The sequence below is a fragment of the Enterobacter cloacae complex sp. FDA-CDC-AR_0164 genome (assembly GCF_003071645.1).
Classification (GTDB): Bacteria; Pseudomonadota; Gammaproteobacteria; order Enterobacterales; family Enterobacteriaceae; genus Enterobacter; species Enterobacter ludwigii.
On sequence record NZ_CP028950.1, the window covers coordinates 1,164,144 to 1,188,717 of the forward strand.

Sequence of the window (24,574 nt, forward strand, 5' to 3'; positions counted from 1 at the left end):
TTGCTAAGCATCGAGTGCGACGAAAATGCCAAAAAAGCACTCTCCTGCATACACGCACCGATAGCCACTTTTTTTCGCCCCCCAAATGTAGACCAGACAAGGGGCGAAAGGGAAGAGTCGAGGAGCGACAAAACGAGCGTTATATCAAGTTTTGTTGTCTCATTGGTTAAAAATTATACCAATATTGCTCTCACCAGCCTCACGTAAGTCCGCACGGAGCCCTTTTATCAGCTCAATATCACGTTCTTCACACTCTGCCAGCAGGCGGAAAATTTCCCACTGGATATCCCATTCCTGCTCAACCGCGGGGTTCACTCGCAGCTCTTCGTCGGTCATTTCCCGACCTTCCTGGGTCATTTCCAGCATCGCGACGGTCGTAATGGATGCCTTGCTGACTTCGATAGCATGCTCCAGGGTTTCACCGCTCAGACGGGAATGAATCAGTTCGCTTAATGCCACGCAGGCATCAATGGCCGGATAGACACCATACAGGTCGTAGTCATCCGCAGCCGGGATCGCCTCTTCAAGCTTTTCAAGCTGAGAGTCGAAGTTCACCTTAGCGTCTTTGACCGTCAGCGTCTCCCAGATTAAATCCAGGATGCGGCGATAAATCTGCCCTTCACCAAAGCCTGTCTGCTTGCAGAACGCGGCATAGTTGGGATACATGCGCTCGCACAGGCAAGCCATAAAAGTCACGTGCTGCCAGCTTTCCAGCTTCTCAAGGCGCAGATGAATCGGGTTTTGTAGCATGATGAGGTCTCGAATCGAAAATTAGCCGCAGTTTACCTGAATCATCACTGAATTTCTTGCCAACGCGTAAAAGCCGGACGCCCTGACGCTACGGCATCAGCCCAGCGGGTGGGCTCCGGTAAGCGATACCCTTTCATGCAGCGCTGCACCCACGCCAGCGCACTGTCCGTGCTCACCCGATGCCCGGTGGCGATAAACAGGGGGTTACAACGCGCTTTACTGCGCCAGACCCACGCCAGTTGCTCACCCTTATCGATGAGAGGTGCCAGCGCGCCTGGCTCGGCGGAGAGCGGCTCAAACGCACCGCACAGGCGTTTTTTAGCCACACCGATGGTGGGGACATCCACCAGCAGCCCAAAATGGCTGGCGACGCCTAAGCGGCGCGGATGAGAGATACCATGGCCGTCGACAAACAGCAGGTCGGGTTTTTGCGAGAGTTGCTCCCACGCTGCCAGCAGCGCGGGATATTCACGGAATGAGAGAAAGCCAGGAATGTACGGCATGGTGGTGGCGATACGCGCCACCTTGTACTCCACCAGTTCCAGCGAGGGATACTTCAGCAGCACCATTGCCGCCCGCGTCACTTCACCTCCCTGCTCAAACCCCACATCTGCTCCGCCAATGTACTGCGGCGGGTCTGTGTCCAGACGATCCTCGCGGATCACGGATGAGGCCAGTTCTATCTGTTGAGCGCGTAATGACGCGAGATCCATAACCACTCCTTACTGATGATAATGTGCAGAAAGTCGGTGCACCGCCTCCACAAACGCGCCAGCATGTTCTGGCGGTACATCCTGATGAATACCGTGCCCGAGGTTGAACACGTGTCCTTCGCCCTGGCCGAAACCAGCAAGAATGGAGGCCACCTCTTCCTCAATACGGGCAGGCTGAGCATAGAGCATAGACGGGTCCATGTTGCCCTGCAGCGCCACTTTGTCACCCACGCGACGGCGCGCATCGGCAATATCGGTTGTCCAGTCGAGACCCAGCGCGTCACAGCCGGTTGCGGCCATGGCTTCCAGCCACTGCCCGCCGCCTTTGGTGAACAGCGTCACCGGCACCCGGCGACCTTCGTTTTCACGCAGCAGGCCATCGACGATTTTATGCATGTAATACAGCGAGAACTGCTGGTAATCGCGCCCGGTCAGCACGCCGCCCCAGGTATCGAAAATCATCACCGACTGCGCGCCTGCTTTAATCTGCGCGTTAAGATAGAGTGTGACGCTCTTCGCCAGCTTGTCGAGCAGCGTATGCAGCACCTGTGGCTCCGCGTACATCATCTTTTTAATGACGGTAAAGGCTTTGCTGCTGCCACCTTCTACCATATAGGTCGCCAGCGTCCACGGGCTGCCTGAGAAGCCAATCAGCGGCACTTCGCCTTTCAGTTCACGGCGAATTGTGCGCACGGCGTTCATCACATACCCCAGCTCCTGCTCAGGATCCGGTACCGGCAGCTTATCAACGTCGGCTTTGCTTTTGATCGGGGAGGTGAAACGCGGACCTTCACCGGTTTCGAAATAGAGCCCAAGGCCCATGGCATCCGGAATGGTCAGAATGTCCGAAAAGAGAATAGCGGCATCCAGCGGGTAGCGTCGCAGCGGCTGGAGCGTCACTTCGCAGGCCAGCTCGGCATTTTTGCACAGCGACATAAAATCACCCGCCTGCGCACGCGTGGCTTTGTACTCTGGCAGATAGCGCCCCGCCTGGCGCATCATCCACACCGGGGTGACATCAACGGGCTGGCGCAGCAGCGCACGCAGATAACGATCGTTCTTCAGTTCGGTCATTTTGCAGTTCCTTATTGCGTCAGTCCGTGAGTGTAACACTACTCATACTCGGCCCGACACATTGCCACGGTATCTTCTATCAGCCGACGGGCTACCGTTCCCGGCGGGGGTAACAGTGGCAAATCGTCATAACGGTACCAGTTCGCGTCCAGCAGCTCTTTCTGGTCGATAACAATCTCACCGCTATCGTATTCGGCCATAAACGCCGTCATCAGCGACTGCGGGAACGGCCACGGCTGAGACGTTACGTAACGCAGGTTCTTCACCCGGATCCCGCTCTCTTCCATCACTTCACGCGCCACCGCCTGCTCCAGCGTTTCGCCCACTTCAACGAACCCGGCAAGAACTGTATGAATGCCGTTGCGATGGCGGGTATGTTGCGCCAGCAGGATGGAATCGTCACGCCGGATAGCGACGATAATGCACGGCGCAATCTGCGGATAATAGCGTTCACGGCAGTGGCTGCAGAGCATGGCCCACTCGGTTTTGCTCGGGTGCATGGTATGCCCGCAGTAGCCGCAGTATTTATGCGATCGGTAAAACTCGGCCAGCTGCACGCCACGGCCTGCCAGCTGGAACAGGCCCACATCGAGATCCAGCACCTGACGAACGGATCCCATGTCCTGGCGGCGAGGCTGCTGGATCAACCACACCGGCTCCCCTTGCCACTCGCCGATCTTCAGCGCAGGCTGACCAACGAGATCGAAACGATCGGCAGTGCCATAGGGTATTTCCCCACCGGGCAGCCATAATTTTTGTTCGTGACTGACAATCCACCAACCCAGATCTGATTTTTCAATAATACGATCCATATCTATTGCACTACCTTCGCTTCACTGACATGTTGTTAGCATTGTGGTTACATTTTGGATAAGCAGAATCAATTCTAAACCTTGCGGAGTCGAACATGTTAAACCAGCTAGAAAGCCTGACTGAGCGCGTTAGAGGAAGTAACAAACTGGTGGATCGCTGGCTACATGTGCGCAAGCATCTACTCGTGGCTTATTACAATCTGGTCGGTATTAAGCCTGGCAAAGAATCGTTTATGCGGCTGAATGAAAAAGCGCTGGATGATTTTTGTCAGAGCCTGGTCGACTACCTGTCCGACGGCCATTTCAATATTTATGAACGCATTATCCGCGAAATGGAAGGCACTAGCCCGTATTTAACGGCATCCAAACTCTACCCGCTGCTGGAAGCCAATACCCAGCAGATCATGAATTACTACGATTCCACCCTCGAGAACGCCATCGATCACGACAACTACCTTGAGTTTCAACAGGCGCTGTCCGATCTCGGCGAAGCGCTGGAAGAGCGATTCTCGCTGGAGGATAAGCTGATCGCCCTCGTACTGGATAACGATTCTAAGGCCAGCAACGAAGATAACATCGCGCGGCCTGCTTGAGTTCTTAATCGTTAACGAGTAGTTTACAAACATTCGCCCCTCTCAGGAGGGGGTATTACACGAAATCATTCATGCGATAGCGTGAACGATGGCGTGTAAATTTCTTGTCGGAGTGCCCAGTGTGAAAGCACGGGCTGAGACCGTTAATTCGGGATCCGCGGAACCTGATCAGGCTAATACCTGCGAAGGGAACAAGAGTAAAACTGCTGTAGTATCGCCCCCGGGCGATCTCCTCTTGCTTCATCCGTCGTCTGACAAGCCATGTCCTTCACTTTTGGAATGAGCTATGTCTACTACTAAACTGACCCGCCGCGAACAGCGCGCACAAGCCCAACACTTCATCGACACCCTGGAAGGCACCGCTTTCCCGAACTCTAAGCGTATTTACATCACCGGCTCTCAGGCGGATATCCGCGTTCCGATGCGCGAAATCCAGCTTAGCCCGACGCTTCTTGGCGGCAGCAAAGAAAACCCGCAGTATGAAGACAACGAAGCCGTGCCGGTGTATGACACGTCTGGCCCGTACGGCGATCCTGATGTGGCCATTAACGTGCAGCAGGGTCTGGCAAAACTGCGCCAGCGCTGGATTGACGCGCGTAACGACTGCGAAGAACTGACGGTTCGCAGCTCTGCCTACACCAAAGAGCGTCTGGCCGACGACGGCCTGGACGAACTGCGCTTCGCGGGCCTGCTGACGCCGAAACGTGCGAAAGCGGGCAAATGCGTTACCCAGCTGCACTATGCGCGTCAGGGGATCGTCACCCCGGAGATGGAGTTTATCGCCATCCGTGAAAACATGGGCCGTGAGCGCATCCGTAGCGAAGTGCTGCGCCACCAGCATCCGGGCGAAGGTTTCGGTGCCCGCCTGCCGGAAAACATCACCCCGGAGTTTGTGCGCGATGAAGTGGCCGCTGGCCGCGCGATTATCCCCGCCAACATCAATCACCCGGAATCCGAACCGATGATTATCGGCCGCAACTTCCTGGTGAAGGTCAACGCTAATATCGGTAACTCCGCGGTCACCTCCTCCATCGAAGAAGAGGTCGAGAAGCTGGTCTGGTCAACGCGCTGGGGTGCGGACACGGTAATGGATCTCTCCACCGGGCGTTATATCCACGAAACCCGCGAGTGGATCCTGCGTAACAGCCCGGTGCCTATCGGAACGGTGCCGGTCTATCAGGCGCTGGAGAAAGTGAACGGTATCGCTGAAAACCTCACCTGGGAAGCGTTCCGCGACACGCTGCTGGAGCAGGCTGAACAGGGTGTAGACTACTTCACCATCCACGCGGGGGTGCTGCTGCGCTACGTGCCGATGACCGCGAAGCGTCTGACCGGCATTGTCTCGCGCGGGGGCTCAATCATGGCGAAGTGGTGTCTGTCTCATCATCAGGAAAACTTCCTCTACGAACACTTCCGCGAGATCTGCGAAATCTGTGCCGCTTACGACGTCTCGCTGTCGCTGGGCGACGGCCTGCGCCCTGGTTCCATTCGTGATGCCAATGACGAAGCGCAGTTTGCCGAGCTGCACACGCTGGGCGAGCTGACCAAAATCGCCTGGGAGTATGACGTGCAGGTGATGATTGAAGGCCCGGGCCATGTCCCCATGCAGATGATCCGCCGCAATATGACGGAAGAGCTGGAGCACTGCCATGAAGCACCATTCTATACCCTGGGGCCGTTGACCACCGATATTGCCCCGGGTTACGACCACTTCACCTCCGGAATTGGTGCGGCAATGATCGGCTGGTTCGGTTGCGCCATGCTCTGCTATGTGACGCCAAAAGAGCACCTCGGTCTGCCCAACAAAGAGGACGTGAAGCAGGGGCTTATCACCTACAAAATTGCCGCCCATGCTGCGGACCTGGCGAAAGGCCATCCAGGCGCGCAAATTCGCGATAACGCGATGTCGAAGGCCCGCTTTGAATTCCGCTGGGAAGATCAGTTTAACCTCGCGCTCGACCCGTTTACCGCCCGCGCCTATCACGACGAAACCCTGCCGCAGGAGTCCGGCAAAGTGGCCCATTTCTGCTCCATGTGTGGGCCAAAATTCTGCTCGATGAAGATCAGCCAGGAGGTGCGTGACTACGCCGCCGCGCAAACCATTGAAGTGGGCATGGCGGATATGTCAGAAACCTTCCGCGCGAAAGGCGGCGAAATCTACCTCAAAAAAGAGGAGGCGTAATGTACCAGCCCGATTTCCCACCCGTGCCCTTTCGTTTGGGGCTCTACCCGGTGGTGGACAGCGTGGAGTGGATTGCCCGCCTGCTGGAGGCAGGTGTACGCACGCTGCAGCTACGCATCAAAGATAAACGCGATGAGGAGGTGGAGAACGATGTCGCCGCCGCCATCACGCTGGGGCGTCGGTATAACGCCCGCCTGTTTATCAACGACTACTGGCGACTGGCGATAAAGCACCAGGCCTACGGCGTGCATCTGGGTCAGGAGGACCTGGAGACCACAGACCTGAATGCCATCCGGGAAGCCGGTTTGCGCCTGGGTGTCTCGACCCATGACGATATGGAGATTGACGTGGCGCTGGCGGCTCGCCCTTCGTACATTGCGCTTGGACACGTCTTCCCGACGCAAACTAAACAGATGCCCTCCGCGCCACAAGGGCTGGCACAGCTGGCGGCTCACGTGAAGCGTCTTGCGCAGTACCCGACCGTGGCCATCGGCGGGATTAGCCTTGAACGCGCTTCGGCCGTGCTGGATACCGGTGTCGGCAGTATCGCCGTCGTCAGTGCCATCACTCAGGCCGCAGACTGGCAGGCCGCCACCCGGCAGCTCTTACAACTGGCAGGAGCAGGCGATGAATGATCGTGACTTTATGCGCTATAGCCGCCAGCTCCTGCTGGAGGATATCGCCATCGACGGGCAGCAAAAGCTGCTCGCCAGCCGGGTTTTGATTGTCGGGCTGGGCGGATTAGGCGCGCCTGCCGCGCTCTATCTGGCCGGTGCAGGCGTGGGCACGCTGGTACTGGCCGATGACGACGAGGTGCATCTTAGCAACCTGCAGCGTCAAATCCTCTTTACCACCGAGGATATCAACCAGCCCAAAGTACACATTACCCGCCAGCGCCTGAACCAGCTGAACCCGGATATTGAGCTCATTGCGTGTCAGGAGCGGCTCAGCGGCGACAATCTGCTCCGAGAAGTCGCCCTGGCCGACGTGGTGCTGGACTGCACCGACAATATGGCAACCCGCCAGGCGATCAACGCCGCCTGTGTCGCAAAAAATACGCCGCTTATCACCGCCAGCGCGGTGGGATTCGGCGGGCAGATGATGGTCCTGACACCGCCGTGGGCGCAGGGCTGCTATCGCTGTCTGTGGCCAGACGATGCTGAGCCAGAGCGTAACTGTCGCACCGCGGGCATTCTTGGCCCGGTTGTGGGGGTGATGGGTACCCTGCAGGCGCTCGAGGCCATCAAGCTGCTCAGCGGTATGGAGACCGAGCGCAACACGTTGCGGTTATTTGACGCCCGCTCCAGCGGCTGGCGTCATCTGGCGTTACACCGCGCCAGCCACTGCCCGGTATGTGGAGGCGGCAATGCGCATTCTGTTTAACGATGAGCCGATGAAATGCGAGGACGGGCTCACCGTTGCCGTGCTGCTCGATAAACTGCGCCAGCTCAAGCCGGGAACGGCGCTGGCGCTCAATCAACAGATCCTGCCGCGCGAGCAGTGGGAACATCAGCAGGTCAGTGAAGGCGACCAGATCCTGCTGTTTCAGGTTATTGCAGGGGGCTGAGATGTTACGTATTGCCGATAAAGTCTTTGATTCACATCTGTTTACCGGAACCGGGAAATTCGCATCACCCCAGCTGATGGTCGATGCCATCCGTGAAAGCGGCAGCCAGCTGGTCACGCTGGCGTTAAAACGCGTGGATCTGCGCCATCACAGTGATGCCATTCTGGCGCCTTTACTGGAAACTGGCGTCACGCTACTGCCAAATACTTCCGGCGCGAAAACGGCCGAAGAGGCCATTTTCGCCGCCCAACTGGCGCGTGAAGCGCTCGGCACACGCTGGCTGAAGCTGGAAATTCACCCGGATGCTCGCTGGCTGTTGCCCGACCCGATCGAGACGCTGAAAGCGGCAGAAAAGCTGGTACAACAAGGGTTCATCGTTCTGCCTTACTGCGGTGCCGATCCGGTACTCTGCAAACGTCTGGAAGACGTTGGCTGCGCCGCCGTTATGCCGCTGGGCGCACCTATTGGCTCCAACCAGGGGCTGGAAACCCGGGCGATGCTGGAGATCATCATTGAGCAGGCCACCGTTCCGGTGGTGGTGGATGCGGGTATTGGCGTACCAAGCCATGCCGCGCAGGCGCTGGAGATGGGGGCGGATGCGGTGTTGGTGAACACGGCCATCGCGGTTGCCGACGATCCGGTCATGATGGCGCGCGCGTTTCGCATGGCGGTGGAGGCTGGCCTGCTGGCACGGCAATCAGGCCCTGGCTCACGCAGTTTTCAGGCGCAGGCCACCAGCCCGCTGACCGGTTTTCTGGAGGCAATCTCATGACCACCTTTACCGACCGCTGGCGGCAGCTTAACTGGGACGACATTGCCCTGCGCATCAACAGCAAAACGCCGGTCGACGTCGAGCGCGCACTGAATGCACGCCATCTGACCCGCGACGATTTAATGGCCCTGCTCTCCCCTGCGGCCAGCGCTTATCTGGAGCCGATGGCCCAGCGCGCCCAGCGTCTCACCCGACAGCGCTTTGGCAACACGGTAAGCTTTTACGTCCCGCTCTATCTCTCAAACCTGTGCGCCAATGACTGTACCTACTGCGGCTTCTCCATGAGCAACCGCATTAAGCGTAAGACGCTTGATGAGGAGGAGATCGCGCGCGAGTGTGCGGCCATCCGGGAAATGGGCTTCGAGCATCTCCTGCTGGTCACCGGTGAACACCAGGGCAAAGTCGGGATGGACTACTTCCGCCAGCACCTTCCTGCCATTCGTCGTCAGTTCGCCTCGTTGCAAATGGAAGTGCAGCCCCTGTCGCAGGATGAGTATGCGGAGCTCAAAACGCTCGGACTGGATGGAGTGATGGTCTATCAGGAAACGTACCACGAAGCGACCTACGCACGGCATCACCTGAAGGGCAAGAAACAGGACTTCTTCTTCCGCCTTGAAACGCCGGACAGGCTCGGACGTGCCGGGATCGACAAAATTGGCCTTGGTGCGCTGATTGGGCTTTCCGATAGCTGGCGCGTGGATTGCTATATGGTGGCGGAACATCTGTTGTGGCTTCAGCAGCACTACTGGCAGAGCCGCTACTCCATCTCCTTCCCCCGGCTGCGCCCGTGTGCTGGCGGGATTGAACCGGCCTCACTCATGGACGAGCGCCAGCTGGTACAAACGATCTGCGCGTTTCGCCTGCTTGCCCCGGAGGTTGAATTATCGCTCTCAACACGTGAATCACCGGCGTTCCGCGACCGCGTGATCCCGCTTGCGATAAACAACGTGAGCGCATTTTCCAAAACACAGCCGGGCGGTTACGCCGATGATCACCCTGAACTGGAGCAGTTTGCCCCGCATGATGGACGACGTCCGGAAGCGGTCGCCGCGGCCCTGAGCGCGCAGGGGCTGCAGCCGGTCTGGAAAGACTGGGACCGCTGGCTGGGAAGAGCCTCGCAATTACGCTGAAACATACTGCAACTCCGCAGAAATAAAACGAGGCGGCACGGAGAGTCACAACCGGATGATTGTCAGCTATCGTCCGGTTTTTTATTGTCATGTGGTCAGCAACGGACGCTGACCAGGGCGAAAAGCTTCTTCCTCGTTTCGCCCTGCCTCTGACTTATCGTGCACACTGAATTTCTGATTTTATGAGTAATTTCTTAGCCATTCTTAAGATAAATCATCTCGTCTGAAATCGTGTTCCGTATAATTCACAGCTAACCGCAGGACTGCGACTATGCTGAGAGGATATCGGCAGACGAAAAGCATTCACCCTCAGGAATGATGTACAACTCATGGCACTTCACAGCAAAAAACTCTCTTTTACCCGGCCAATAATGGCCAGCTTCGCGGGGATACTGTGCAGTTTTGCACTGATCGCTGTCGTGGTTACGCTTTCGCAACGAAAGGATTTTCTTGAGGATTATCATAAAATTAATGGTAATTTCACGCATAATCTGGCGGTTAACTATACCGAATCAATGTTGCGTGAAAACGACTATATTCTTGGTCGTTCTGCGATGTACTTTTCCCGCAACGAAATACTGAATGAGACGCTGAACATCAACCCGACGCAAGGGTTGCAGATGTTGATGCATTTGCAAAACCTGATGCCGACCGTGTCATCCATCTCGCTGGCCGACACGGAAGGGCATTATTTGCACGTTCCAGAAGCGCCTCCCACGGAAAAGAGTAAAAACGCCGATCCGCGGACTCGCCCGTGGTTTGTCGCCTACGCGGAAGCCAGTATTTTCAGCCATTATACCCACCCTTATATGGACTACTTTACCGGGCATCCAACGGTCACGCTTTATAAGCCATTGATTTCAACAGAAGGCAGACTCAAGGGAACCCTCGCCTTTCATCTTGATTTGGCGTCGATGGGGTATACCCTTCGACAGATGGTGGCCCCTGTACAAGGGGAATTCTTCGTCGTCGAGCGCGACGGAACCGTGGTGCTTCATCCTGACACGGGCGCGCTGTTCAAAAAATACGTGAGCGAAGCGCTGATGGACAAAATGACCAGCGGCGAGGGGCATTTATACGACCGGAAAAGTAAAACCTGGTATTACTACTACTCCTTCACTAACCCGGATTGGTTTGTCATCTACCGGGTCTCTGGCGCGACCCTGACGGATATTACCCGCCACGAAACCACTATCGTTGGCTGGGGATTTGCACTGGCGGCGATTATTATCATTCTCTTCGGTTTGTACCTTCGCCATGCCTCGCGTACCGTGCTGATGCATATTATCAACGCCATCAAAACTGGCGACGTCAGCCAGGCACCGCGTCTGGAAGCGATGCTGAGTCATACCATCCAGTCGAATAAAGAGCGTGAGATGGCATATGTCCGCCAGGCAACCCACGATGCGCTAACAGGCTGCAAAAACCGCCGCGCGTTCGATACCGATGTGGAAGAGTTAATGGCGGCTCAACAGCCTTTCGCACTGGCGCTGGTGGACATCGATAACTTCAAATCAATCAACGATACCTGGGGCCACCTTAGCGGCGATATTGTCCTGCGTAACGTGGCGCGTGAAGGGATCCAGATCATGCAACCGCACCACATCTCGGTGTACCGGTATGGTGGAGAAGAGTTTGCGGTGGTCTTCCAGGCTACGCAAATTGCTGATGCAATCTCGTTGCTGGAAGCATGGCGTACCACCATTGAAAAACGCGTCTGGCGGGAAGAAAACCTACAGGTCACGTTCAGTGCAGGCCTGGGGGAATGGCATTTCGAACCGCTGGAGCAATTTGTCGGGAGCGTGGATAACGCACTTTACAGCGCAAAACAGCAGGGTAAAAACCGTATCCTTCGGACCTCCATCCGTTAATTTCTTCCCTCCCACGCTGTCCGTTTCGACGGGCAGCGTGCGCTTTCATGCAAAATTGTAACCGGTTTCAGAAAATCACCCATTTCTTTGTGATGCCTGACACACAATCGCGGTAAAGCGGTTGTTGAAGCGGTCTGCACGGGATAATTATCAATAAACACATGTAGATCGAGGCTGATTATGAAGAACATCGTTTTATGCTGTGCAGCGGGAATGTCAACCAGCATGCTGGTTCAACGTATGAAAGACGCCGCGCAGAAAAAAGGGGTTGAAGTCACCATTAAAGCCGTTCCGGTTGCGGAGTTTAAAGATAATATCGCGACGGCTGACATCGTATTGCTGGGGCCACAGGTTAAATACGAGCAGGCTAAACTTCAGGCGCAGGCCGATCCGCTGGGTAAAAAGGTCGCGGTTATCGACATGATGGATTACGGCATGATGAAAGGTGATGTCGTCCTGGAAAAAGCGCTTAAATTACTGGAGTGACCCGTGGAAGATTTAGAAACAACGATCATGGAACTGCTGGTCAACGCGGGAGCAGCGCGCAGTGCTGCCCTTACGGCGTTGCAGATGGCCCGTAAAGGTGACTTTGACGAAGCCGAAAAGGCGATGGAAGAGTCGCGTGAATACGTGAAACATGCCCACACCATCCAGACGCAGCTGATTGGTCTTGATGAAGGGACCGGAAAGCTGCCGGTTAACCTGATCACCGTCCACTCTCAGGATCACCTGATGAACGCGATGGTCATTCAGGACCTGGCGGGCGATATGATTGAGCTGTATCGTCGGCTACCGCTGATAAACTGAAAAATATGCAGACATAAAAAAACCCGCCGAAGCGGGTTTTTTATTTGCTGAATCAACGATTACTCGTTGTCAGAACCACCCAGACCTGCGTTCAGCAGTTCTGCCAGGCTCGCGGATGCATCTTCAGCAGTTACCTGCGGTGCAGCTGGCAGTTCGCCTGCAGCACGACGACGCATACGATCCTGATGGTACGCATAACCGGTACCAGCCGGGATCAGACGACCCACGATAACGTTCTCTTTCAGACCGCGCAGTTCATCACGCTTACCTGCTACAGCGGCTTCGGTCAGGACACGCGTGGTCTCCTGGAACGATGCTGCAGAGATGAAGGACTCGGTTGCCAGAGACGCTTTGGTGATACCCAGCAGATCGCGCGAGAAGGTCGCAGCGATTTTGCCGTTCGCTTCCAGATCGCGGTTAGCGATCTTGACGCGTGAGTATTCAACCTGCTCGCCTTCCAGGAACTCAGAGCTGCCTGCGCTATCGATGGTTGCTTTACGCAGCATCTGACGAACGATAACTTCGATGTGTTTATCGTTAATCTTAACGCCCTGCAGACGGTATACGTCCTGTACTTCGTTAACGATGTAACGAGTAACAGCATGCACACCACGCAGACGCAGGATGTCGTGCGGCGCTTCTGGACCGTCGGAAACCACGTCACCACGTTCTACACGTTCACCTTCGAACACGTTGAGCTGACGCCATTTAGGAATCATCTCTTCGTACGGCTCGCTGCCATCTACTGGGGTGATAACCAGACGGCGTTTACCTTTGGTCTCTTTACCGAAGGAGATGATACCGCTGATTTCAGCCAGGATTGCAGGCTCTTTCGGACGACGTGCTTCGAACAGATCCGCAACGCGTGGCAGACCACCGGTGATGTCCTTGGTACCGCCGGATTCCTGAGGAATACGCGCCAGGGTGTCACCAGAACTGATCTGTACGCCATCTTCCAGCTGTACAATCGCTTTACCCGGCAGGAAGTACTGCGCAGGCATATCGGTACCAGGGATCAGAACGTCGTTACCCTGAGCATCAACGATTTTCAGTGCAGGACGCAGATCTTTACCACCGGCAGTACGCTCAGCAGAGTCCAGAACGACCAGAGAAGACAGACCGGTCAGCTCGTCGGTCTGACGAGTAATGGTCTGGCCGTCGATCATGTCAGTGAAGCGGATGAAACCACTTACTTCGGTGATAACCGGCATGGTGTGTGGATCCCAGTTTGCAACGGTTTCACCGCCGGCAACCTGCTCGCCATCACCTTTCGCCATAACAGCACCGTAAGGCACTTTATAGCTCTCTTTGGTACGACCGAATTCGTCGATCAGCTTCAGCTCGGTGTTACGAGAGGTCACAACCAGCTTGCCTGCGGAGTTAACAACAGACTTCGCGTTGCTGAGCTTGATGCTACCTTTGTTTTTCACCTGGATGCTGGATTCAGCAGCCGCACGAGATGCCGCACCACCGATGTGGAACGTACGCATCGTCAGCTGTGTACCCGGTTCACCGATGGACTGTGCCGCGATAACACCGATTGCTTCACCTTTGTTGATGATGTGGCCACGCGCCAGGTCACGACCATAGCAGTGCGCACATACACCGAAATCGGTGTCACAAGATACAACGGAACGAACTTTCACAGAGTCAACAGAGTTCGCTTCCAGCAGGTCACACCACTGTTCGTGCAGCAGCGTGTTGCGTGGAACCAGAATGTCTGCGGTACCCGGCTTCAGAATGTCTTCCGCGGTTACACGACCCAGTACGCGATCGCGCAGCGGCTCTTTAACATCACCACCCTCGATAACCGGGGTCATGGTGATACCTTCGAGGGTGCCACAATCGTCTTCGGTCACAACCAGATCCTGCGCAACGTCAACCAGACGACGCGTCAGATAACCGGAGTTCGCTGTTTTCAGTGCGGTATCCGCCAGACCTTTACGCGCACCGTGAGTAGAGATGAAGTACTGGAGTACGTTCAGACCTTCACGGAAGTTCGCGGTGATTGGCGTTTCGATGATGGAGCCATCTGGCTTCGCCATCAGACCACGCATACCTGCCAGCTGACGAATCTGTGCTGCAGAACCACGCGCACCGGAGTCGGCCATCATGTAAATGCTGTTGAAGGAAACCTGCTGCTCTTCTACGCCGTCACGGTTAATCACGGTTTCGGTTTGCAGGTTATCCATCATCGCTTTGGATACACGATCGTTCGCCGCAGCCCAGATATCGATAACTTTGTTATAGCGTTCGCCCGCGGTAACCAGACCAGACTGGAACTGCTCCTGGATCTCAGCAACTTCGGCTTCCGCTTCAGAGATGATCTCGTGTTTCTTCTCTGGGATAACCATGTCATCGATACCAACAGATGCACCTGAACGCGCTGCATATGCAAAGCCGGTGTACATTGTCTGGTCAGCGAAGATAACCGTCGGCTTCAGACCCAGAATGCGGTAACAGGTGTTCAGCATTTTGGAGATCGCTTTCTTACCCAGCGCCTGGTTGACGATGGAGAAAGGCAGACCTTTCGGCACGATCATCCACAGAATGGCACGGCCAACGGTCGTGTCTTTCAGGCTGGTTTTCGCAACGAATTCGCCGTTAGCATCTTTTTCATATTCAGTGATACGCACTTTGACACGCGCATGCAGAGAGGCCAGGCCAGCGCGATAGATACGCTCAGCTTCTTTAGGGCCAGTCAGCACCATGCCTTCGCCTTTGGCGTTAACACAGTCGCGGGTCATGTAGTACAGACCCAATACAACGTCCTGAGAAGGAACGATGATTGGTTCACCGTTCGCTGGAGACAGGATGTTGTTAGTAGACATCATCAGCGCACGCGCTTCGAGCTGGGCTTCCAGCGTCAGCGGTACGTGAACAGCCATCTGGTCACCATCGAAGTCGGCGTTATATGCCGCACAAACCAGCGGGTGCAGCTGGATAGCTTTACCTTCGATCAGTACCGGTTCAAATGCCTGGATACCCAGACGGTGCAGTGTTGGTGCACGGTTCAGCAGTACCGGGTGTTCGCGGATAACTTCGTCCAGGATATCCCAAACGACAGCTTCTTCACGCTCAACCATTTTCTTAGCGGCTTTGATGGTGGTGGCCAGGCCACGCAGTTCCAGCTTGCCGTAGATGAACGGTTTGAACAGCTCCAGTGCCATTTTCTTCGGCAGACCGCACTGATGCAGACGCAGGTATGGACCTACGGTGATAACAGAACGACCGGAGTAGTCAACACGCTTACCGAGCAGGTTCTGACGGAAACGACCCTGTTTACCTTTGATCATATCGGCCAAAGATTTCAGAGGACGTTTGTTAGAACCGGTGATCGCACGACCGCGACGACCGTTATCCAACAGGGCATCTACCGCTTCCTGCAGCATACGTTTTTCGTTACGTACGATGATGTCCGGCGCAGCCAGATCCAGCAGACGTTTCAGACGGTTGTTACGGTTGATAACGCGACGATACAGATCGTTCAGATCCGACGTTGCGAAACGACCACCATCCAGCGGAACCAGCGGACGCAGATCTGGCGGCAGAACCGGCAGAACGGTCAGGATCATCCACTCTGGTTTGTTACCAGACTGAACGAACGCTTCCAGCAGTTTGATACGCTTGGTCAGCTTTTTACGCTTGGTTTCGGAGTTGGTTTCGTTCAGCTCTTCACGCAGCTGCTCGCACTCTTGCTCCAGGTCCATGCTTTTCAGCAGGGCCTGAATAGCTTCCGCACCCATCTTGGCGTCGAATTCGTCACCGAACTCTTCCAGCGCGTCCAGATACTGTTCTTCGGTCAGAATCTGGTGGCGTTCCAGGTTCGTCATACCGCCTTCGATAACCACATAAGATTCGAAGTACAGAACACGTTCGATATCGCGCAGCGGCATATCCAGCAGCAGGCCGATACGGGACGGCAGAGATTTCAGGAACCAGATGTGCGCAGTTGGAGATGCCAGTTCGATGTGGCCCATGCGCTCACGGCGCACTTTGGTCTGGGTCACTTCAACGCCGCACTTCTCACAGATCACACCACGGTGTTTCAGGCGCTTGTACTTACCGCACAGGCACTCGTAGTCTTTTACTGGCCCGAAAATTCGTGCACAGAAAAGGCCGTCACGCTCAGGCTTGAACGTACGGTAGTTGATGGTTTCCGGCTTTTTAACTTCACCGAAAGACCATGAACGGATCATGTCTGGCGAAGCCAGAGCAATTTTGATCGCATCAAACTCTTCGGTTTTAGTCTGCGCTTTCAGAAACTTTAATAAATCTTTCACGGATTTGCTCCCGTCGGAGTTAGCACAATCTGGTGTCGGGGGTTAGCCCGACACCAGTGACCTGTTTGAGCGAGAATTACTCGTCTTCCAGTTCGATGTTGATACCCAGCGAACGAATCTCTTTCAACAGTACGTTGAAGGACTCTGGCATGCCCGGTTCCATCTGATGATTGCCGTCCACGATGTTTTTATACATCTTGGTACGACCGTTCACGTCATCAGACTTAACGGTGAGCATTTCCTGCAGGGTGTATGCTGCGCCGTATGCTTCCAGCGCCCACACTTCCATCTCCCCGAAGCGCTGACCACCGAACTGCGCCTTACCACCCAGCGGCTGCTGAGTAACCAGGCTGTAAGAACCGGTAGAACGAGCGTGCATCTTGTCGTCGACCAGGTGGTTCAGTTTCAGCATGTACATGTAACCTACGGTTACCGGACGCTCGAACTGTTCACCGGTACGGCCATCAAACAGCGTAATCTGACCAGACGTTGGCAGACCACCCAGTTGCAGCAGCTCTTTGATTTCAGCTTCTTTTGCACCGTCGAATACCGGCGTTGCAATCGGCATACCTTTGCGCAGGTTCTCTGCCAGACGCAGCACTTCTTCATCGCTGAAGGTGCTCAGGTCGACTTTCTGACGAACGTCGGTACCCAGATCGTAGGCACGCTGGATGAATTCGCGCAGTTTCGCGACTTCTTCCTGCTGTTTCAGCATGGCGTTGATCTTATCGCCGATACCTTTCGCAGCCATACCCAGGTGGGTTTCCAGAATCTGACCGATGTTCATACGAGACGGTACGCCCAGTGGGTTCAGTACGATATCTACCGGCGTACCGTTAGCATCGTGCGGCATATCTTCGATCGGGTTGATCTTAGAGATAACACCCTTGTTACCGTGACGACCTGCCATCTTATCACCAGGCTGGATCTGACGTTTAACAGCCAGATACACCTTAACAATCTTCAGCACGCCTGGTGCCAGATCGTCGCCCTGAGTGATTTTACGGCGTTTCGCTTCGAGTTTTTTCTCGAACTCGTGTTTCAGTTCGTCATACTGCTCAGCCAGCTGTTCCAGCTGATTTTGTTTCTCTTCGTCGGTCAGGCCCAGTTCCAGCCAGCGATCGCGTGGCAGTTTGTCGAGCTTCTCAGCTTCAACGCCACCGGCAACCAGCACCGCATAGATACGGCTGAACAGACCCGCTTCGAGGATTTGCAGTTCTTCAGACAGGTCTTTCTTAGCCTGTTTGAGCTGCATCTCTTCGATTTCCAGCGCACGCTTATCTTTCTCAACGCCGTCACGGGTGAAGACCTGAACATCGATAACCGTACCGGAAACACCGTTTGGTACGCGCAGAGAAGAGTCTTTAACGTCAGACGCTTTCTCACCGAAGATAGCACGCAGCAGTTTCTCTTCTGGCGTCAGCTGGGTTTCACCTTTCGGCGTTACCTTACCAACCAGAATGTCGCCGCCGGTCACTTCTGCACCGATGTAAACGATACCGGATTCATCCAGTTTGGAGAGCGCAGCTTCACCCACGTTAGGGATGTCAGCGGTGATCTCTTCTGGCCCCAGCTTGGTGTCACGGGACACACATGCCAGTTCCTGAATGTGGATGGTAGTGAAACGATCTTCCTGAACCACACGTTCGGAGACGAGGATGGAGTCTTCGAAGTTGTAACCGTTCCACGGCATGAACGCTACGCGCATGTTCTGACCGAGCGCCAGTTCACCGAGGTCAGTGGACGGACCGTCTGCCAGCACGTCGCCGCGCTCAACGGGCTCACCCAGAGACACACAAGGCATCTGGTTGATACAGGTGTTCTGGTTAGAACGGGTGTATTTGGTCAGGTTATAAATGTCGATACCTGCTTCGCCCGGGTACATCTCGTCTTCGTTAACTTTGATAACGATACGGGAAGCATCCACGTACTGAACAGTACCGCCACGTTTAGCCACCGCAGTAACACCGGAGTCAACGGCAACAGCACGTTCCATACCGGTACCAACCAGCGGCTTATCAGCACGCAGAGTTGGAACGGCCTGACGTTGCATGTTCGCACCCATCAATGCACGGTTGGCGTCATCGTGTTCCAGGAACGGGATCAGGGACGCACCGACGGATACCACCTGCTGGGTGGATACGTCCATGTAGTCAACCTGGTCGCGGCTGAACAAGCTGGATTCGCCTTTGCTACGGCAGGTAACCAGATCTTCTACAAAGTGGCCTTCGTCATCCAGGTTGGAGTTCGCCTGAGCGATAACGTAGTTGCCTTCTTCGATAGCAGACAGGTAGTGAATTTCGTCAGTTACAACACCGTCGGTCACTTTACGGTACGGCGTCTCAAGGAAACCGTATTCGTTAGTCTGTGCGTACACGGACAGGGAGTTGATCAGACCGATGTTTGGACCTTCAGGCGTTTCGATTGGACATACGCGACCGTAGTGAGTCGGGTGTACGTCTCGAACTTCGAAGCCTGCACGTTCACGGGTCAGACCGCCTGGGCCGAGTGCAGAGATACGACGTTTGTGCGTGATCTCAGACAGCGGGTTGTTCTGGTCCATGAACTGAGACAGCTGGCTGGAACCGAAGAACTCTTTCACTGCTGCAGAAATCGGCTTGGCGTTGATCATATCCTGAGGCATCAGGGTATCCAGATCGCCCAGAGACAGACGCTCTTTCACCGCACGCTCAACACGTACCAGGCCAACGCGGAACTGGTTTTCCGCCATTTCGCCTACGGAACGGATACGACGGTTGCCGAGGTGGTCGATATCGTCCACTTCGCCTTTGCCGTTACGGATATCGATGAGCTTCTTCATCACTTCGATGATGTCGTCTTTGCTCAGGATACCGGAACCTTCGATCTCATCACGCAGCAGAGAACGGTTGAACTTCATACGACCAACCGCGGACAGATCGTAGCGGTCTTCGGAGAAGAACAGGTTCTCGAACAGGCTTTCAGCCGCTTCGCGAGTTGGTGGTTCACCAGGGCGCATCATGCGGTAGATTTCTACCAGCGCGCTCAGACGATCGGTCGTTGGATCGACGCGGATAGTCTCAGAGATATAAGGACCGTGGTCCAGATCGTTGGTGAACAGCGTTTCGATGCGTTTGTGGCCAGACTGGCTCAGCTTAGCCAGCAGATCCAGGCTCAGCTCCATGTTCGCCGGGCAGATCAGCTCGCCAGTTGATTCATCAACGTAATCTTTCGCGGCTACTTTTCCAGCAATGTATTCAACCGGAACTTCGATGAGTTTGATATCATCTTTTTCCAGCTGACGGATGTGGCGCGCGGTAATACGGCGGCCTTTTTCCACATACACTTTGCCGTCGGCTTCGATGTCGAACGACGCGGTCTCACCACGCAGACGCTCTGGCACCAGCTCCATCTGCAACTTGTTGTCGCGGATTTCAAAGATTACTTTCTCAAAGAACAGGTCCAGGATCTGTTCAGTGGTGTATTGCAGCGCACGCAAAATGATGGTCGCAGGCAGTTTACGACGACGGTCGATACGGACAAACAAGTTGTCTTTAGGATCGAACTCGAAGTCCAGCCAGGAACCACGGTAAGGAATGATACGCGCGTTATACAGTACTTTACCGGATGAGTGTGTTTTACCTTTATCGCTGTCGAAGAAGACACCCGGGCTACGATGCAGCTGGGAAACGATAACACGCTCAGTACCGTTGATGACGAAAGTACCGTTGTCTGTCATGAGTGGAATTTCACCCATGTAGACTTCTTGTTCTTTAATGTCTTTTACGGTGCCTTCTGGCGCTTCGCGCTCATAGATCACCAGACGCAGTTTTACGCGCAGCGGTGCGGAATAGGTCACGCCACGGATCTGACATTCCTGAACGTCAAACACCGGTTCGCCAAGGCGGTAGCTGACGTACTGCAGCTCGGAGTTACCGCTGTAGCTCTGAATCGGGAACACGGAACGGAAGGCTGCTTCCAGGCCGTACTGCCCTTCAGGATCTTGCTCGATAAACTTCTGGAACGAGTCAAGCTGGATAGAAAGGAGATATGGAATGTCCAGAACTTGTGGACGTTTACCAAAATCCTTACGAATACGTTTTTTCTCGGTATAGGAGTAAACCATAGGGTTCCTCAGCTCGCTGACAAGTCGACCCATCTGTCCGACGAAGGGACAGTTTGTGCAACACCATTTTGTGGACCGGAAAATTGAATACTTTCCGCAATACCTGTTGCTATCACGCTTAAATCATTTCGTCGCGATTTACACAGAGCGCGCACCCTGTCGCAATATATTAAGTCGTCGATAGAAACATGCATTGTCAGGACAACCAGTAGTCAAACAGTGTGAAATGCTACTGATGCCTTACAGCGCAAAAAGGCTGGTGACTAAAAAGTCACCAGCCATCAGCCTAATGACTTAGGCTGCAACCAGAAAAGTTGGCTTATTTAACTTCAACTTCAGCGCCAGCTTCTTCCAGAGATTTTTTCAGTGCTTCTGCGTCGTCTTTGCTCACGCCTTCTTTCAGCGCAGCTGGAGCAGCTTCTACCAGGTCTTTAGCTTCTTTCAGACCCAGGCCAGTTGCGCCACGTACTGCTTTGATAACAGCAACTTTGTTAGCGCCAGCAGCTTTCAGAATTACGTCGAATTCAGTTTTTTCTTCAGCAGCTTCAACCGGGCCAGCAGCTACAGCTACAGCAGCAGCAGCGGAAACACCGAATTTTTCTTCCATTGCAGAGATCAGTTCTACAACGTCCATTACGGACATAGCTGCAACTGCTTCAATGATTTGATCTTTAGTGATAGACATTTAAATTGTTCCTGAAAATCAGAATAAGTTTATACGTAAGCAAATGCTTTATAAAGATAACTGCGATTAAGCAGCTTCTTTTGCATCGCGAACAGCAGCCAGAGTGCGAACCAGTTTGCCAGCCGAAGCTTCTTTCATGGTTGCCATCAGGCGTGCAATTGCTTCTTCGTAGGTCGGCAGGGTTGCCAGGCGATCGATTTGCGATGCCGGGATCAACTCACCTTCAAAGGCTGCAGCTTTGACCTCAAATTTTGCATTCGCTTTCGCGAACTCTTTGAACAGACGAGCAGCAGCGCCCGGGTGTTCCATAGAGTATGCAATAAGGGTCGGACCAACAAACGTGTCTTTCAGGCACTCGAAAGGAGTACCTTCAACTACGCGACGCAGCAGGGTGTTACGAACAACACGCATGTATACGCCAGCTTCACGACCTGCTTTACGCAGTTCAGTCATTTTGTCTACAGTAACGCCACGGGAATCCGCAACTACTGCAGACAGCGCGCCTTTGGCTACTTCGCTGACTTCAGCAACAATCGCTTGTTTGTCTTGAAGATTTAAAGCCATTAGCTTTGCTCCTGGATGTTTGCCGGAACTCATGTTCCGGAACTCACTTCACTCTCCCCAACGGAAAGAGCGTCTTAATACGGTGAGCAGAAACAAGCCAGAGTATCCAAAAATAATCTTAGCGTTCTGTCACCGTCTACGCAGGGCATTAAGTTTCTTGCGAAACACCTGCGGTCTTCGACGGAGGCCTGGATTAGGCCAGGCTCCAACGAACAAATCTTTTAGCCGCTAACTTTTGTTAGCAAACGTGGGGGTAAGATTGTAGACAAAATCACCGCCCACGTAAAGGCATTAGTTTGCAGCAGCGCTCAAGCCAGCCTGGTCAACTGCAACACCTGCACCCATGGTGGTGGAGATGCTAACTTTCTTGATGTACACGCCTTTCGCCTGAGTTGGTTTTGCTTTTTTCAGCGCTACCAGCAGAGCTTCCAGGTTTTCTTTCAGTTTGTCAGCGTCAAAGTCCACTTTACCGATGGTGGTGTGGATGATGCCGTTTTTGTCGTTACGATAACGAACCTGACCTGCTTTAGCGTTCTTAACAGCTTCAGCAACGTTAGGGGTTACAGTACCCACTTTCGGGTTTGGCATCAGGCCGCGTGGACCCAGAACCTGGCCCAGCTGGCCAACAACGCGCATTGCATCTGGAGAAGCAATAACAACGTCAAAGTTCATTTCGCCTTTCTTGATCTGGTCAGCCAGATCTTCCATACCTACCAGTTCAGCGCCGGCAGCTTTAGCCGCTTCAGCGTTTGCACCCTGAGCAAATACAGCTACGCGTACGGAACGGCCAGTACCGTGTGGCAGTACAGTTGCACCGCGAACGTTCTGATCAGATTTACGAGCATCGATGCCCAGGTTAACAGCAACGTCAACGCTTTCAACGAACTTAGCGGTAGCCAGTTCTTTCAGCAGAGCGATAGCTTCGTTGATGTCGTACTGTTTGGTCGCATCAACTTTGTCACGGATCACGGACATGCGCTTGGTCAGTTTAGCCATTTCTTAGTCCTCCACTACCAGGCCCATGGAACGTGCAGTACCTTCGATTGAGCGAGTCATCGCTTCAATGTCGGCACCAGTCATGTCGGCAGCTTTGGTCTGCGCGATTTCCTGCAGCTGAGCGCGGGAAATTTTACCCACTTTGTCTTTGTTCGGTTTACCGGAACCAGACTTGATACCCGCCGCTTTCTTCAGCAGAACTGCTGCTGGAGGGGTTTTGGTAACGAAAGTGAAAGAACGGTCAGCGTATACAGTGATAACAACTGGGATTGGCAGACCTTTTTCCATGGATTCGGTTTTGGCGTTGAACGCTTTACAGAATTCCATGATGTTCACACCCTGCTGACCCAGAGCTGGACCAACTGGTGGACTTGGGTTCGCCATACCTGCTGCAACCTGCAGCTTGACGTAGGCTTGTACTTTCTTAGCCATTCTAAAATCCTCTGATTGGGTGATAACGCCTCAAGGAGGCTCCCCGTGAATAAAATCGTTTTACAGGCCGCAGCCCATAAAAACAAAAGGCGCGAAATTGTATTCCAATCTCGCGCCTTGTGCAACGATTAAATCGTCGCTTTTTTGATCGCTGCTTAGGCTTTTTCTACCTGGGCAAAGTCCAGTTCTACCGGGGTCGCACGACCGAAGATAGAAACGGACACTTTCAGGCGGGACTTTTCGTAGTCCACTTCTTCAACCACGCCATTAAAGTCAGCAAACGGACCGTCATTAACACGAACCATTTCACCCGGTTCAAACAGCGTTTTCGGACGCGGCTTATCACCCACCTGCTGCAGGCGGTTCATAATCGCATCAACTTCTTTGTCGCTGATTGGTGCCGGACGGTCAGACGTGCCGCCGATAAAGCCCATCACGCGCGGTACGCTGCGCACCAGGTGCCAGCTCGCGTCGTTCATAACCATCTGAACCAGCACGTAACCCGGGAAGAATTTACGCTCGCTTTTGCGACGTTGGCCGCCACGGATCTCGACCACTTCTTCGGTCGGAACCATAACTTCGCCAAATAACTCTTCCATGTTGTGTAATTTGATATGCTCACGCAGCGACGTTGCTACGCGGCCTTCAAAACCGGAAAACGCCTGAACGACGTACCAGCGCTTTTTAGGGGCTTCAGACATCTCAGAACCTCAGGCCAGTGATAAAGGATACCAGGCGAACCAGAATACCATCCAGTCCCCATAGGATCAGTGACATTACAGCGGTAACCGCCGCTACGATCAGCGTGGTGTGCAATGTTTCCTGGCGAGTCGGCCAAATTACCTTGCGGACTTCGGTACGCGCTTCGCGAGCAAAAGCGACAGTCGCTTTGCCTTTTGTCGTCAACAGCGCGACACCACCCGCTGCAGCAATCAGAATTACCACTGCAAGCGCGCGTAGCGGCAGCATCATGTCACGATAAAGGTAGTTGCCGACAATCGCTACAATCAGCAGCACGGCTACGACTACCCATTTCATCGCTTCCAGGCCGCGCCCGCTCCCTTGAGCTTCGGTATTCGCACTCATAAACCAACCTGTCAGAAGTATTCTACAAACATTTTCACCCCGCGATTGCGAGGCAAACCAAATCGAAATGCTAATTCGCTTTTCGGATTATACGCTCTCTGCAGAGCCTGTCTCAGCAATGATTATGACAAATTTAATCACTGATGAGCCAG

The 24,574-nt window shown here is 54.2% G+C and carries 21 protein-coding genes, 2 pseudogenes and 1 riboswitch; of the genes and pseudogenes, 11 read left to right on the forward strand and 12 right to left on the reverse strand.

The window, feature by feature from the left end; all coding sequences use genetic code 11:
- Positions 1–159 precede the first annotated feature (159 nt).
- The 3 genes from AM410_RS05660 to hemE are packed head-to-tail and all read right to left on the reverse strand — an operon-like array spanning position 160 to position 2,537.
- Entirely contained in the window at positions 160–750 is a 591-nt protein-coding gene (locus AM410_RS05660) for a YjaG family protein (protein WP_014168169.1), read from the reverse strand.
- A gap of 44 nt (positions 751–794) precedes the next feature.
- Entirely contained in the window at positions 795–1,463 is a 669-nt protein-coding gene (gene nfi, locus AM410_RS05665) for a deoxyribonuclease V (protein ID WP_025206412.1), read from the reverse strand.
- Positions 1,464–1,472: 9 nt separating this feature from the next.
- The gene (gene hemE, locus AM410_RS05670; protein WP_108647624.1) at positions 1,473–2,537 is read right to left on the reverse strand and encodes a uroporphyrinogen decarboxylase; all 1,065 of its coding nucleotides are present in this window, start codon (positions 2,535–2,537) and stop codon (positions 1,473–1,475) included.
- A gap of 1 nt (position 2,538) precedes the next feature.
- On the opposite strand from hemE, the pseudogene AM410_RS24325 reads away from it, so the two are divergent.
- Positions 2,539–2,628, forward strand: a pseudogene (locus AM410_RS24325) (hypothetical protein); the annotation flags it as partial.
- Here AM410_RS24325 and nudC read toward each other — a convergent pair.
- Positions 2,597–3,349: pseudogene (gene nudC / locus AM410_RS05675) on the reverse strand (NAD(+) diphosphatase); the annotation flags it as partial. The pseudogenes AM410_RS24325 and nudC sit on opposite strands and share 32 nt — an antisense overlap.
- Positions 3,350–3,444: 95 nt before the next feature.
- On the opposite strand from nudC, the gene AM410_RS05680 reads away from it, so the two are divergent.
- The 10 genes from AM410_RS05680 to AM410_RS05725 all read left to right on the forward strand — a co-directional run bounded on the left by AM410_RS05680 (position 3,445) and on the right by AM410_RS05725 (position 12,271).
- On the forward strand, positions 3,445–3,942 hold the full coding sequence (locus tag AM410_RS05680; RefSeq protein WP_014168165.1) for an Rsd/AlgQ family anti-sigma factor: 498 nt from the start codon (positions 3,445–3,447) through the stop codon (positions 3,940–3,942).
- A 98-nt stretch (positions 3,943–4,040) separates the two neighbouring features.
- Positions 4,041–4,150: riboswitch (TPP riboswitch) on the forward strand.
- 78 nt (positions 4,151–4,228) lie between these two features.
- Positions 4,229–6,124, forward strand: coding sequence for a phosphomethylpyrimidine synthase ThiC (gene thiC, locus AM410_RS05685; RefSeq protein WP_025206413.1), 1,896 nt, complete (start codon positions 4,229–4,231; stop codon positions 6,122–6,124).
- On the forward strand, positions 6,124–6,759 hold the full coding sequence (gene thiE / locus AM410_RS05690; RefSeq protein ID WP_108647626.1) for a thiamine phosphate synthase: 636 nt from the start codon (positions 6,124–6,126) through the stop codon (positions 6,757–6,759). Before thiC ends, thiE begins: the two co-directional genes overlap by 1 nt.
- On the forward strand, positions 6,752–7,507 hold the full coding sequence (locus tag AM410_RS05695; protein ID WP_014168162.1) for a HesA/MoeB/ThiF family protein: 756 nt from the start codon (positions 6,752–6,754) through the stop codon (positions 7,505–7,507). Before thiE ends, AM410_RS05695 begins: the two co-directional genes overlap by 8 nt.
- Entirely contained in the window at positions 7,491–7,691 is a 201-nt protein-coding gene (thiS, locus tag AM410_RS05700) for a sulfur carrier protein ThiS (protein WP_014168161.1), read from the forward strand. The genes AM410_RS05695 and thiS overlap by 17 nt, the downstream gene beginning before the upstream one ends.
- Position 7,692: 1 nt before the next feature.
- Entirely contained in the window at positions 7,693–8,463 is a 771-nt protein-coding gene (gene thiG, locus AM410_RS05705) for a thiazole synthase (protein ID WP_049022680.1), read from the forward strand.
- Positions 8,460–9,593 (forward strand): 2-iminoacetate synthase ThiH, encoded by a 1,134-nt coding sequence (gene thiH, locus AM410_RS05710; RefSeq protein WP_108647628.1) that lies wholly within the window; start codon positions 8,460–8,462, stop codon positions 9,591–9,593. Before thiG ends, thiH begins: the two co-directional genes overlap by 4 nt.
- 329 nt (positions 9,594–9,922) lie before the next feature.
- Positions 9,923–11,464 carry a sensor domain-containing diguanylate cyclase gene (locus AM410_RS05715; protein ID WP_108647630.1) on the forward strand — a complete coding sequence of 514 codons (1,542 nt, stop codon included), beginning with the start codon at positions 9,923–9,925 and terminating at the stop codon, positions 11,462–11,464.
- 180 nt (positions 11,465–11,644) lie between these two features.
- Complete coding sequence (locus tag AM410_RS05720; protein WP_014068453.1) at positions 11,645–11,950, forward strand: PTS sugar transporter subunit IIB; 306 nt, start codon at positions 11,645–11,647, stop codon at positions 11,948–11,950.
- Positions 11,951–11,953: 3 nt separating this feature from the next.
- On the forward strand, positions 11,954–12,271 hold the full coding sequence (locus AM410_RS05725) for a PTS lactose/cellobiose transporter subunit IIA (protein WP_014168157.1): 318 nt from the start codon (positions 11,954–11,956) through the stop codon (positions 12,269–12,271).
- Between the two features lie 59 nt (positions 12,272–12,330).
- On the opposite strand, the gene rpoC is transcribed toward AM410_RS05725, so the two are convergent.
- From rpoC to secE, 8 genes are all read right to left on the reverse strand, one after another.
- Complete coding sequence (rpoC, locus tag AM410_RS05730; protein ID WP_014168156.1) at positions 12,331–16,554, reverse strand: DNA-directed RNA polymerase subunit beta'; 4,224 nt, start codon at positions 16,552–16,554, stop codon at positions 12,331–12,333.
- A 76-nt stretch (positions 16,555–16,630) separates the two neighbouring features.
- Positions 16,631–20,659, reverse strand: a complete 4,029-nt coding sequence (gene rpoB / locus AM410_RS05735) for a DNA-directed RNA polymerase subunit beta (RefSeq protein ID WP_020882980.1) — start codon at positions 20,657–20,659, stop codon at positions 16,631–16,633.
- Between the two features lie 319 nt (positions 20,660–20,978).
- Positions 20,979–21,344: a 50S ribosomal protein L7/L12 gene (gene rplL / locus AM410_RS05740; RefSeq protein WP_014168154.1), complete on the reverse strand. Its 366-nt coding sequence runs from the start codon at positions 21,342–21,344 to the stop codon at positions 20,979–20,981.
- 66 nt (positions 21,345–21,410) lie between these two features.
- On the reverse strand, positions 21,411–21,908 hold the full coding sequence (gene rplJ / locus AM410_RS05745; protein WP_004097644.1) for a 50S ribosomal protein L10: 498 nt from the start codon (positions 21,906–21,908) through the stop codon (positions 21,411–21,413).
- A 291-nt stretch (positions 21,909–22,199) separates the two neighbouring features.
- Positions 22,200–22,904, reverse strand: a complete 705-nt coding sequence (gene rplA / locus AM410_RS05755; protein ID WP_006810530.1) for a 50S ribosomal protein L1 — start codon at positions 22,902–22,904, stop codon at positions 22,200–22,202.
- Positions 22,905–22,907: 3 nt separating this feature from the next.
- Positions 22,908–23,336, reverse strand: coding sequence for a 50S ribosomal protein L11 (gene rplK, locus AM410_RS05760; protein ID WP_008808007.1), 429 nt, complete (start codon positions 23,334–23,336; stop codon positions 22,908–22,910).
- Positions 23,337–23,491: 155 nt separating this feature from the next.
- Positions 23,492–24,037, reverse strand: coding sequence for a transcription termination/antitermination protein NusG (nusG, locus tag AM410_RS05765; RefSeq protein WP_003862341.1), 546 nt, complete (start codon positions 24,035–24,037; stop codon positions 23,492–23,494).
- Position 24,038: 1 nt separating this feature from the next.
- Positions 24,039–24,422, reverse strand: a complete 384-nt coding sequence (secE, locus tag AM410_RS05770; protein WP_003862342.1) for a preprotein translocase subunit SecE — start codon at positions 24,420–24,422, stop codon at positions 24,039–24,041.
- Between the last annotated feature and the right edge of the window lie 152 nt (positions 24,423–24,574).

Bases quoted from the DNA above. Each gene is read 5' to 3' on its own strand.
- AM410_RS05660 (WP_014168169.1), bottom strand. From the start codon at position 750: ATGCTACAAAACCCGATTCATCTGCGCCTTGAGAAGCTGGAAAGCTGG.
- nfi (WP_025206412.1), bottom strand. From the start codon at position 1,463: ATGGATCTCGCGTCATTACGCGCTCAACAGATAGAACTGGCCTCATCC.
- hemE (WP_108647624.1), bottom strand. From the start codon at position 2,537: ATGACCGAACTGAAGAACGATCGTTATCTGCGTGCGCTGCTGCGCCAG.
- AM410_RS05680 (WP_014168165.1), top strand. From the start codon at position 3,445: ATGTTAAACCAGCTAGAAAGCCTGACTGAGCGCGTTAGAGGAAGTAAC.
- thiC (WP_025206413.1), top strand. From the start codon at position 4,229: ATGTCTACTACTAAACTGACCCGCCGCGAACAGCGCGCACAAGCCCAA.
- thiE (WP_108647626.1), top strand. From the start codon at position 6,124: ATGTACCAGCCCGATTTCCCACCCGTGCCCTTTCGTTTGGGGCTCTAC.
- AM410_RS05695 (WP_014168162.1), top strand. From the start codon at position 6,752: ATGAATGATCGTGACTTTATGCGCTATAGCCGCCAGCTCCTGCTGGAG.
- thiS (WP_014168161.1), top strand. From the start codon at position 7,491: ATGCGCATTCTGTTTAACGATGAGCCGATGAAATGCGAGGACGGGCTC.
- thiG (WP_049022680.1), top strand. From the start codon at position 7,693: ATGTTACGTATTGCCGATAAAGTCTTTGATTCACATCTGTTTACCGGA.
- thiH (WP_108647628.1), top strand. From the start codon at position 8,460: ATGACCACCTTTACCGACCGCTGGCGGCAGCTTAACTGGGACGACATT.
- AM410_RS05715 (WP_108647630.1), top strand. From the start codon at position 9,923: ATGGCACTTCACAGCAAAAAACTCTCTTTTACCCGGCCAATAATGGCC.
- AM410_RS05720 (WP_014068453.1), top strand. From the start codon at position 11,645: ATGAAGAACATCGTTTTATGCTGTGCAGCGGGAATGTCAACCAGCATG.
- rpoB (WP_020882980.1), bottom strand. From the start codon at position 20,659: ATGGTTTACTCCTATACCGAGAAAAAACGTATTCGTAAGGATTTTGGT.
- rplL (WP_014168154.1), bottom strand. From the start codon at position 21,344: ATGTCTATCACTAAAGATCAAATCATTGAAGCAGTTGCAGCTATGTCC.
- rplJ (WP_004097644.1), bottom strand. From the start codon at position 21,908: ATGGCTTTAAATCTTCAAGACAAACAAGCGATTGTTGCTGAAGTCAGC.
- rplA (WP_006810530.1), bottom strand. From the start codon at position 22,904: ATGGCTAAACTGACCAAGCGCATGTCCGTGATCCGTGACAAAGTTGAT.
- rplK (WP_008808007.1), bottom strand. From the start codon at position 23,336: ATGGCTAAGAAAGTACAAGCCTACGTCAAGCTGCAGGTTGCAGCAGGT.
- nusG (WP_003862341.1), bottom strand. From the start codon at position 24,037: ATGTCTGAAGCCCCTAAAAAGCGCTGGTACGTCGTTCAGGCGTTTTCC.
- secE (WP_003862342.1), bottom strand. From the start codon at position 24,422: ATGAGTGCGAATACCGAAGCTCAAGGGAGCGGGCGCGGCCTGGAAGCG.